We start from the raw sequence: 12,152 nt of genomic DNA on the forward strand, positions 1-12,152 counted from the left end.
AATCTGCCTCCAAACATAAATGAAATCAATTGTAGTCATTTAATATTTTACATTTATATTTCAATTAACTGACTGATACATAGATGTGAAAATTCAAATGGATAGATTTTTTTTGTTATTTGTTTTGTATGGCTGTTGAACCTGAGATATGATAAGACATAAATACTTTATTCTACTATACTTTTTATTAAGCTTTTTACTTGTAGTGAACATAGCAAACGCACAAGTAGATTCTTTTACACAAATTGGGAGTTCGCCCACACAAAGTGTGATCTTGTCATGGGATTTTGAAGTGACAGGAATTACCCCTTCATCTTCTGATTTTACAGTGACTGAAGATGTTGGAGGTACAATTACAGATGTCACATCAAGCTGTGAAGTTACGGTTGTTGAAATCAACCCAAGTTCAGATTATACTATCTATGTAAATGTAGGTGATAATTTTGCAGATGGGACAATATTTACATTGGAGTACAACCGTATGCCTCATGCTACGACTTCTTCTGACACTTATACAATTGATACAAGTGCAGGATTAGAATCTGATGTGACAACATTTTCTTTGAGCACTGTTTCAGACTTGGGAGAGTTGAACAATGATGGGGTAACAAGCTTAAGTAATTTATTGTTTACCGTTAATTCCACAGCTACTAATATTGTTTATTTAAAATCAGGAATTACAACAATAGGAACTACCATAGCAACAGGTTCTGCAGACTTGATAGTTTCTTCTTCCTTGTCAGATGGAGACCATTTAATATATGCCTACGGTGTGGATACAAATGGAGACCTGACTTTTACTTCAGAACCGATAAATGTAACCATAGATACTTCAGTGCCAACAACACCAGGCACTTTAGACTTAAAAGCCACAAGTGATTCGGGAGGTGATGATACCGATGATATCACGAACATAGATACACCAGAGATCAATGTAGCATCACTTACGGTTGAAGCTGGCAATGAAATCGTTTTTGAAAGTGATATTGATGGAGAAGTAGGCCGTTTTAATTACAGTTCCTCTCCCTATGATTTTACATTGAATAGCTTGTCAGATGGAGACCATGATATCACTTGTGTTGTTGTAGACTCAGCAGGGAATGAAAGTGTAGCTTCATCTACTTTAACGATTACTATTGATACAGATGTTCCTTCAGATCCGGTATTAAGTTTTCTGTCAAGTTCTGATACAGGCAGAGATGATACGGATGGAAAAACCAATGATGATACTCCTGTTTTTAATGTGGTTTCAGAATCAGGAACTACTATTGAATTATTTGAAGGGTCCAACCCAGATGGAACTTTGACAAGTACAGGTGACGATGATATTACAGCTTCTACATCATTGACAACCAATGGTGTTTATAGCTATACCGTAAAAGTAACAGATGAAGCAGGTAACGAATCCAATGCTTCTAATACTGAAGCAGTAGACTATAAGTCTGTAACAGTAAGCACACTGTCTACGCCAACTTTAGATGCAGGTTCTGATTCAGGAACAACAGGTGATAATAAAACCAATGATCAAACGCCCACCTATTCTTTTTCGAGTTTAGATGATTCAGATGATAAAGAGCTTATTGTCAGTAGTAATTTGGATGGGGAAGTGGCAAGAGTGACAATCACAGGAACGAGTCAAGATGTTACTTTAAGCACTTTGTCAGAGGGTACACATACTTTGACCTATCATGCAGAAGATGTTTATGGAAATGTGGGAGCTACCGATAATGTCAGTTTGGAAATTGATATTACACCACCAACTTTAACGAATGTCACAATTGCTTCTAACAATTCTTCTAATACATCAATGGTGGCAGACGGAAATACATCAACCTTGACTTTTGTAAGTGATGAAGACCTTCAATCTTCATTTAATGTAACATTAGGAGGAGTATCTATAGCACCTTCAAAATCAGGATTGACGTATACAGCAGCAAATACATTTTCAACACCTGGAGCTTATACGGTTTTAGGAATTTCAATTCCAGTAGTGGATGAAGCTGGAAACGTAGGTTCAACAGTGACGACTACGACTAATAGTTCTACAAATACATTTTTTCCAGCACTTACTAATACTGTCACCGCTCCAGGAACAATTAATTATTGTAATTCAGAGAGCTACACCTATACTATTTCTGGAGGAACAGCATCGGGTGGTTCAGGTACCTATACTTATTCATGGCAAAGAAGTAAAGATGGTGGCTCATTTTCTGCTCTCAATTCTTATGGCGAAGATTATACTGAATCTTCAGGATTGGCTAGTGGAGTATACCGATATAGAAGAGTGGTCACAAGTGAAGGAATTTCTATCAATTCCAACGAAGTGATCGTGAATGTAAATCCAGATATTGCCTCCAATTCTATAAGTTCGAGCAGTGCCTCAGGTTATTGTAACTCAATTGCCGCAAATACTCTAGTATTCACAGGTTCAACTCCAACGGGTGGTAATTCATCTTACACCTATAGATGGCAAATGAGTACCGATGGCGGAAGTAACTGGTCAAATTTATCAGGCACCTCTGCTTCTTATACACACGCCTCTACGATTTCTTCTTCAGGAACTGTAATGTTTAGAAGGAGAGTAATATCGGGTGGGTGTACTTCCTACTCCAATGAGTTGTCTTATGTAGTCACAGCGTCCATTTCAAGTAATACAGTAGCCAATTCTACAGGAACATTAGTGTGTTTGAATGAGCCAATTATTTTAGTGGGTTCAGTTCCTGCAGGAGGTAATTCTACTTACACCTATCAATGGCAACAGAGTTTTAATAGTGGAAGCTATACCAATATTTCAGGAGCCACTTCACAGAGTTATTTTCTGTCCAATGTGACGACTGCAGGAAATTATACCTTTAGAAGGGTGGTAACATCAGGCAATTGTACCTCTACTTCTTCGGCAACCTCAACAATTACTGTCCCTTCAGAAGCAAGTGGATATACATTGTCACCAACTACAACCAACTATAGTGATCAGCAATCAACAGGTGTAGCTTTAGCAGCCTCAGGATTGGTGGCAGGAGAAGATTTCTATTGTTCTGGTCCAGGTGTAGTAAGCACGGGAAATGGTGCAGGTGAAAATACTTTTTATCCCAACCTAGCAGGACAAGGTACACACATTGTCAATTATCACATCACAAAGGGAGGATGTGAAAAAGTAGACCAAGTATCATTTACAGTTTATGATGGTTCGAGTGTGATAAACCTTAATCCATTGTATTGTGAAGATGATCCAGCGGTGGCTTTATCAATTCCTGGCGGAACACCATCATTTGTGGGCGGTGTACCTCCTTATACTTTAGTAAGGTTTGAAGGAACAGGTACATCAGGAGTAGGAATGCCATCTGGAGCCACTTTTACACCTTCTACAGTAGTAACTTCTACCGCAGATGGACAAAATGAAACGGTTACAATTACAGCCGTTTATCAAGATAATACACCTCTTGTACCATTAGAATTTAGTGTTTCACAAGCGGTAACAGTGACTAAAAACCACGTGGCAGACATCAATATGAGTCAATTGAATTATTGTATTGATGCTGCTGATTTCAATGTAACAGCAAATGTAGATGGTTCATTGACTACAGATGGAACATTCCAATTGGATTCCAATATACCAACCTCAAATCCTATTACAATTTCACCTTCGGGCTTGTCGTTAGGAAGTCACACGTTGACTTATACTTATACAGATGGTAATGGCTGTTCGGCTACAGATGTTGTAAATTTCTCAATCAATCCATTGCCTACAGTTAGTTTTGATTATGTATCAGCTACAGATGATGGTGATTTCTGTTTTGATGCCGATACAGTATTTCTTCAAGGTAAATCAGGAGGATCAAATGTATCCTCGGGTGTTTTCTCTTCTTCTGATGCAAATGCAGGAGCAATAGTGAGTTATGGAGATGGAACTGGAGCGTTTATCCCATCCATGGCCAATGGAGATGAATTCAACTTGAATCAAGATTTTAAAATTACATTTACTTATACTGATGGTAATACTTGTGTCAATGCTGTAGATTCTACTGTTAATGTATACGGGTATGACCAAGTCACTTTGGCAAGAAGTTCTGCTACTGATTCGGTTTGTTATAGTGATGGAGATGTGAGAATAAGACCAATGGAAAGTGGTGCATTGTATTCAGGTTCGGGAGTAACTTGGAGTGTGGATACGGGAGCAAGTGGATTTACAACTCGTATGGACGGAACGATTGATTTTCATCCTTCTATAGCGGCTGCTAATGCAGGAGAAACAAGTACAAGTGATTATTCAACTCATGTGATTACCTATTCCTATGAAAATTCAGAAGGATGTACAAGGGAAGTGAAAGATACGTTGTATGTAAAGCCATTGCCTTTGGCCCCAACATTAATTTCTTCAGTTCCTTCTTATTGTTCTCAAGACACGGGATTAGGTGATTTAGAGGTTTCAGGAGTTGTAGGAGCACAATTTTCATGGTCTTCTGATGCTTCATTCTCCTCAATTTTAAGTTCAACAAATACATTAACTCCAGCAGATGCACCAACAGTTTCTACAGTGACAACAGTATCTTATTGGGTAAGACAAACTAATACAGAGTCATGTACTTCTGCCGCACTGAAGATAGATATTACAATTTATCCTAAAGCAACGGCTCCAACTTTATCGGCTTCTAATCAGACCACTTATTGTTCTGGAGCTACAATTTCAGCCTTGTCCGTGGCCACTGCAGGAAATAGTATAAAATGGTACTCGGATGCAGGGTTAACCACTCAAGTTGGGTTTGGAGATACTTATACACCAGCTGTAAATACAAATGTTGCGGCAGACTCTACCATAACTTACTATGTAACAGAGACCACTAATGGTTGTGAAGGATTGCCAACATCTATTACACTCACTATCTATAAAACGCCCGATCCACCAACTTTCAATCCCGTTGCACAGCTTTGTTCAGGAGATGCCTTATCGAGTTTAAGTATTGCATCAGGTTCTAATGTCAGGTGGTATTCTGATGCAGCAGGAACATCCTTATTAGGTACCGGTAATAATTACTTGCCTTCTTTTGCAACAGATGTGGTCAATGACTCCACCGTAACGATTTATGCAACGAGTAGATTGAATGGGTGTGAAAGTGTTACCTCTTCAGTTGATATTAATATCAATGCATTGCCTCCTCCACCTACAGTACCAGCAATCACTCCTTATTGTGAAGGAGATGCAATAACGGCGATGACTGCATCAGGAGAAACAGGTGCTTCTTTTGAGTGGTATTCCGATGAAACATTATCCACCTTGGAAGCGACTACAGCGACTTATGACCCAATGATGAATGCTCCAAGTTATCCAACGTTAGATACATTGAATTTTTGGGTGATTCAAATAGCAACAGATGGTTGTGAGAGTGAACCTTTAGAGGTAGATATTCCTGTTTATCCTAGACCATCGGCACCATCCTTATCCGCAAGTAACCAGCTGGTTTACTGTTCAGGAGATGCGATTACTCAACTTTCTGTGGCAACAGCAGGCAATAGCATTAAGTGGTATTCGGATGCAGGACTTACTAATCAAGTAGGTTTTGGAGATGATTTCACCCCAGCTTTGAACACCAATGTTGCGGCAGATTCTACGGTGACTTATTATGTAACCGAGACCACCAATGGTTGTGAAGGTGCCGCGACATCAACAACACTGACCATCTATAAAACGCCTGATGCTCCAACTTTCAATCCTGTAGCATTAGTCTGTTCTGGAGATGCACTATCTAGTATAAGCGTCGCTACAGGTTCCAATGTACGTTGGTATTCAGACGCCGCCGGAACTAGTTTGCTTGGAACGGGTAATAATTATTTGCCGTCTTTTGGAACAACAGTAGTCAATGACTCTACCGTGACGATTTATGCTTCTAGTACCTTGAATGGTTGTGAGAGTGTAACTTCTTCTGTAGCTATCAATATCAATGCTTTGCCAGCAGAACCAACAGTGCCAACTATTTCTCCTTATTGTGAAGGGGATGTTGTGGCATCAATGACTGCATCAGGAGAAACGGATGCAGACTTTGAGTGGTACTCTGATGAAAGTTTAACAACGAGGGTAGCCACTACTGCTACTTTTGATCCTATGATCAATGCTCCTAGTTATCCTTCTTTGGATACTTTGAATTATTGGGTATTACAAATTGCAACAGACGGTTGTATCAGTCCAGCTTATAAAGTGGATATTCCAGTTTACCCTAGACCTTTGGCTCCTTCATTAGACGTCAACAACCAATTGGTGTATTGTTCTGGAGATATTATTTCATCTCTATCAGTAGCAACACCAGGTAATAATATAAAATGGTATTCAGATGCAGGACTTACCAATCAAGTAGGTTTTGGAGATGATTTTACCCCAGCTATTAATACCAATGTTGCGGCAGATTCAACAGTTACTTATTATGTGACAGAAACCACGAATGGTTGTGAAGGCGGAGCAACCTCAACGACTTTGACCATTTTCAAAACACCAGACGCTCCAACGTTCAATGCAGTGGCTCTAATTTGTAGTGGAGATCCATTGCCAAATTTGAGTATTGCCACAGGGGTTAATATTAAGTGGTATTCAGATGCCTCCAAAACAAATTTATTGGGATTGGGCAATAATTACCTGCCAACGTTCTCATCTATTGTAACAGCAGATTCCGTTGCAAGTTTGTATGCTACGAGTACTTTAAATGGGTGTGAAAGTGAAGTGGGTCAAGTTGATATTTCTATCAATGCATTACCTGAAGCTCCAGTTGTGGCGGCCATTGCTCCTTATTGTGAGGATGATGTGATTCAACCTATTTCTGCTTCCGGTGAAAGTAATGCCAATTATGAATGGTACACAGATGAAGGCTTGACATTAAGAATTTCAACAGATCAAGTATTTGATCCAGGTATAAACGCTCCAGGTTTTGCCTCTCTTGATACCATCAATTATTGGGTAGTGCAAATCACACCAGATGGCTGTAGTAGTTTGGCTACCAAAGTAGATATTCCTGTCTATCCAACACCTTCAAAACCTGTAGTAGATAACAGAAGCCCGGTGTATTGTTCAGGTGATGAAATTCAACCTATTACCGTTACTTCTGGAAGTAACATTAGGTGGTATGATGACGATCAATTGTCGAGTATTGTATCCACCAACACATCATTTACACCTCCAGATCCAAACAGTACGGAAGATTATTCAAAAACATATTATATCACACAAACAGTCGATGGATGTGAAAGTGATACTACAGAAGTCACGATGACCATTAATAGAAGACCGGATATTCCAACAGTAGCCGCTACGTTGAGCTATTGTTCGGGAGATGCTCTTCAACCTATGATTGTTTCAAGTATTGCAGAAGATGTAACTTGGTATAGTGATGCAGCAATGACGCAAGTGGTGGGAACCACCAACTCATTTACACCTACAGATTCTACACTTGTTACGGAAACAACAACTTATACTTATTATGTGACAGATGCTCATTTGGGTTGTGAAGGAGATCCACTTCAATTGGATATTGTAATACATCCATTGCCAATTTTTGATCTATTTGGTATTGAAGAAGGACAAGTATTTTGTCAAAGTGATGATAATCCATTAGTAATTACAACAGTGTCCGGTGGTGTTCTTACTTCATCAACAGGTGCATTAATTCGTTCGAATAATGAAGTAGTATTAGAAAATTCGCCTTTAGGCAATCATACCATTCGTTATACCTATACCAATGAAAATAGTTGTGTGAATTATGTAGAGAGGAACTTTACAATTGTGGATGTGCCAGATGTGAACTTTGATTATGATGTATTCTGCGATACCAAAGTTGTTCAATTCAGAGACTTGACAACAACACAAGATTCAACGATCATCACAAGTTGGTTCTATGATTTCGGTGCTGGTGAAGGTTCTAAGTTTATTACAAGTGCAGATTCAGCAGCTTCTTATGAACATACTTTCTCTACCAGTGGTTTCAAAACCATTACACTCACTGTAGAGACTAACGCAGGATGTACCAATATTTCTACCTCAAAAAGTGTTTTCATAGGCACACCTCCAGAGGCGGATTTTGAATGGAAGATTTCTGAATTTGGTGCTGATATGGAATTTGAGGAGATGTCATCAGCGGTGAATTTTGATACTCTATCTTCTTGGGAATGGGACTTCGGTGATGGTACAACTGTTTTCATTGATGCCACCACAAGCTCAAGTGGAGCCATCATTCACAGGTACGGTCAAATTGGTACATATGATGTAGATTTGACAGTAACCACAAAGAGAGGTTGTTCTAAAGTGATTTCTAAATCTGTCTATGTCATCCCAAGAGTTTTCTTGACCAATGAAGAGGATCAATATTTTGAAGACTTCAACGGTACAGATGGTGGTTGGATACCTAGAGGTATTGCATCAAGCTGGGAACATGGTGTGGCACAAGGTGAGAATATTATTACAGATACTAAAGTTTGGGTGACCAATTTGACCACTAACTATAATGTAAGTGAAGATTCTTATCTTAATACACCTTCTTTTGATATCTCTGGATTAAGCAGGCCTGCCATTATTTTTGATATGCAGTTGGATGCCGAAGCCCATATTGATGGGGTGACACTTCAGTATTCATTAGACTCCGGTCAAACTTGGAATATTCTTGGAGATGTAAGTGATCCTATCAATTGGTACAACAGTTCCAACATTCTTTCAGACCCTGGAAATCAAGTAGGGGGTAGTAATACAGACTCTAAAGGTTGGACAGGTAATACTCCAGAATCGGGAGGTATTTTCAGAGAAAACAGATCAATACGTCATAATTTGGATCAATTTATTGGAGAAGAACACTTGAGGTTGAGGTTTGCCTTTAAGTCCAACTCAGATCTAGAAGATGAAGGGGTATCCATAGATAACGTATTCATTGGAAACCGTAAAAAAGTAGTGGTCGTGGAAACAATGACCAATGCAGGACAGCAAGAAGACAGCAGAGAGCTTCCAGATCTTGATTCAGTATTGAATAGAATTGACTTGGACGTTTTGGCAATTAATTATCATATTAAAGTAGATGGAAAGAGCGATTCATTGAACATTGATAATCCAGAGCCATCAAGTGGTAGAAGGTTCTATTATGGTATTACTGATGCCCCAAGTACAATTATAGACGGTAATGGTTTTAATGGACATACCGAAGATTTTATCAATGATTATAGAAATATCATTGCCAAAAGAGCATTGCTGGATCCAGAATTTGATATTGATATAAGTTTACCAAATCCTTCGGAAGCGGATGAAATAGAAGTAACCTTAACATCAAATGGCAATTTCTCTCCTGATTCATCTGAGATTGTAGTGCATGTGGTCACCATAGAATCAGAAATATTTGGAGTGGAAGTAAGTGAAGGAGTCTTTACACACCATAGTGTTATGAAATCTATGAGCCCAGCACCTGGGGCAGAAGGAACTAGTTTCTTCGGAAGAACATGGTCGCCAGGAAGCCAAGAAATATTTACAGTAGCATGGGATAACCCTCAGGTTTATGATACGGATAAGGCCGAAGTTGTAGTCTTTGTACAAGACAATAATACCAAAGAAATCTTCCAAGCCATCCGTAGAGATGTCTCTCATTTGGTATCAACAGACCCTAAAGATGTGACCAGTAATGATCCTCTTAACGGAGAGGTTGAATGGACAGTATATCCAAACCCAACCTCAGGGATAATTACCGTAGAAAGCCCTTCTACATTATTCAACTGTCAGTGGATATTGACAACCTTGGCAGGGAAAGATATTAAATCTGGTCATTTCACGGGAAATAGTTATTCCATAGATTTGAAAAACCTACCGTCTGGTATTTATTATATCAATCATCTTGATGAAAGAGGACCAATAGGAAAAGCTCAGAAGGTAGTTGTAATGAAATAATTTGAGCAATAGCAAAGTAGAAGTGCTTCTTGTTAGGTGCTTTAAAGGGCATGTGATTTTAATAAAATTGCATGCCCTTTTTGAATGTAATTTCACTAGCCATATAAAAAATAATAAGACCATGAACGTTTGTTTTCTAATAGACATTGTCATCATTGATCACGCCATCATTACCCCACGACCTAAGATTAATGATAAGAAAAAACTTTGTAAGTCATAATAAATGCTATGTGAAATACTACAACCCATTTGGTATGAATATGGTGGGTATTGAGAAGGAAGGTACGCCGGATCAAAAAATATTAATCATATTTAAATTATAGGAGGAAATCAAATTATGCCAGGAATAAAATGTAAATGTGGGAATGTAATTAAGTTTGGAGAAATTCCGAATTCTAATGAATGGCTATTTATATCTGATGTGGAATATGATAAATATTCAGGTAATGTAGATTCTGAAAAATTATATATGGATTTAAAAAGTATGCTTATTTGTCAGAAATGTAAAAGAATTTGGATTTATTGGAATGGTTATGATAATGCTCCCACTCCTTATAAATTAGATGTTGATAATTAATTTCTACTATTCCGAATTTCCAGTTTTTTATTGCAAATCCAGTTCTGAAGTTATGAGTGTTAGTTTCACTTAGAACTAGGCTATAGAATAAGTTTCCAACTTATAACTTCAAATAAAAAAGAAGATAGGTAAAACATAAAGGTCAATTTTTGATAACTATACATTCAAAATTGACCATTATCTACTTTTATGTAGAAAGTTGTATTTGGGAGTTCAAATCATCAGGGGATTTTACGAATCCCACTTCATTATCAACCTGAAGATGGTCCATCAAATTCATCACGTAAAAATGAACATAAATCAAAATAATAATATGAAATATACAGATCAAAATAAGTTTAATAAATTAAGAAATTGTATTGTAGATAACCATGTTGATTCTTTTAAAAAAATAATTGACTCTGAAATTAGTAATAGAAATATCCTAACAATAATTGATGAGTATACTAATCAATCATTATTACATAAGGCAACTTTTTTTAGAAATCTAGAAATAACAACTTTTTTGTTAGAACAAAATATACCAGTCAATACCCAAGATTATAAAGGCTTTACATGCCTTCATACCTTTGTGCAAGGTATGGAAAATAGCTTCGTATTTAAGCCAAAGTTAAGAAATGAAGATTATATTTTATTTCATCAACTTATAGAAAATGGTGTAAATCTAGACATTAAAAATGATTACGGAGTAGGGGCTTTGTCATTAGCTATTTTTACTTGGCGAAGGGGAAAGTGTGATTATGATCTCGTAGAATTATTTTTGAATCAATCTACAAATATTGAAGAAATGGAAGAACGAATTAATTCTTATAATGAGCAAATAAATGATTCAAAAAATGAAGGAGCTATAAATAACATTATTCATATTAGAGATTGTATTCAAAAAAGGATAGACGAGCTAAAAAAATTATAGATGTTTAATAATACTTCCACCGTTCCGAGTGTTAAGTGCTAGCGTCACTCGGCTATTGAATAAGTTTTCAACTCTATACTTTGTTCGAAGATTATAAAAAACCTCAATATTTAATAAAAGCACTTCCTGGTCAATAAAAGAAGAAAAATGTATATTATTATTATTTTAAATTCTCTGAGAAAATCATACCTATTTATAATTTTATTCATGGTAAAGTTATACTCTGATATTATTCCAATAAATGAAGGTTTTTTATTGGTATTATCATTTTTAGAATTATTTCAGTAATAATAGATGATAAGTATTTGTTGACATTTTGTGATAATAAAAAATATAAAATAAAATATTATTCTATGTTTAAAAAGAGAGTTATGTATCTTGATAGATTTGAATCTATTGATATTAAACAAACTAACTTTTTTTTCACAATTCAAGAGATAACAATCAACGGAAAAAAAGAAAATACTTTTTTTGTTATTGATGAAGAGTTACAAGAGGAATTAATGAAAAAGTTAAATCTCTAATTACTCTATGTGTTAAGTGTTAGTGTCACTCAGAACTCTCCAATTGATTAAGTCTTTGACTTATAGTATTATGTAAGAAAGAAAATAATAAGATACACTCTCTTCCCCCACTGTTCTGTGTATCAAGCCGTCAGGTGTTACTTAGAACTTGTCTATTGTATAAGTTTCCAACTTATAACATCAAATTAAAAAAGAGGATATGTTAAAACATAAAGGTTAATTTTTGATAACAATATAATA

3 protein-coding genes are annotated in these 12,152 nt (G+C 36.7%); all 3 read left to right on the forward strand.

All coding sequences use genetic code 11. The features are described 5' to 3' along the window. Window positions 1–205 precede the first annotated feature (205 nt). The 3 genes from AVL50_RS18580 (at window position 206) to AVL50_RS18590 (ending at window position 11,388) form a co-directional block, all read left to right on the forward strand. A complete protein-coding gene (locus tag AVL50_RS18580; RefSeq protein ID WP_062617983.1) occupies window positions 206–9,898 on the forward strand; it encodes an Ig-like domain-containing protein in 9,693 nt (3,230 codons plus the stop codon). Window positions 9,899–10,235: 337 nt separating this feature from the next. Beyond that, the gene (locus AVL50_RS18585; RefSeq protein ID WP_062617984.1) at window positions 10,236–10,475 is read left to right on the forward strand and encodes a hypothetical protein; all 240 of its coding nucleotides are present in this window, start codon (window positions 10,236–10,238) and stop codon (window positions 10,473–10,475) included. 313 nt (window positions 10,476–10,788) lie between these two features. Further along, the gene (locus tag AVL50_RS18590; RefSeq protein WP_157491435.1) at window positions 10,789–11,388 is read left to right on the forward strand and encodes an ankyrin repeat domain-containing protein; all 600 of its coding nucleotides are present in this window, start codon (window positions 10,789–10,791) and stop codon (window positions 11,386–11,388) included. Window positions 11,389–12,152: the final 764 nt, after the last annotated feature.

This window comes from Flammeovirga sp. SJP92 (genome assembly GCF_001583495.1).
GTDB lineage: Bacteria > Bacteroidota > Bacteroidia > Cytophagales > Flammeovirgaceae > Flammeovirga.

Coding starts and splice junctions, on each gene's coding strand:
- AVL50_RS18585 (WP_062617984.1), top strand. CDS start 10,236: ATGCCAGGAATAAAATGTAAATGTGGGAATGTAATTAAGTTTGGAGAA.
- AVL50_RS18590 (WP_157491435.1), top strand. CDS start 10,789: ATGAAATATACAGATCAAAATAAGTTTAATAAATTAAGAAATTGTATT.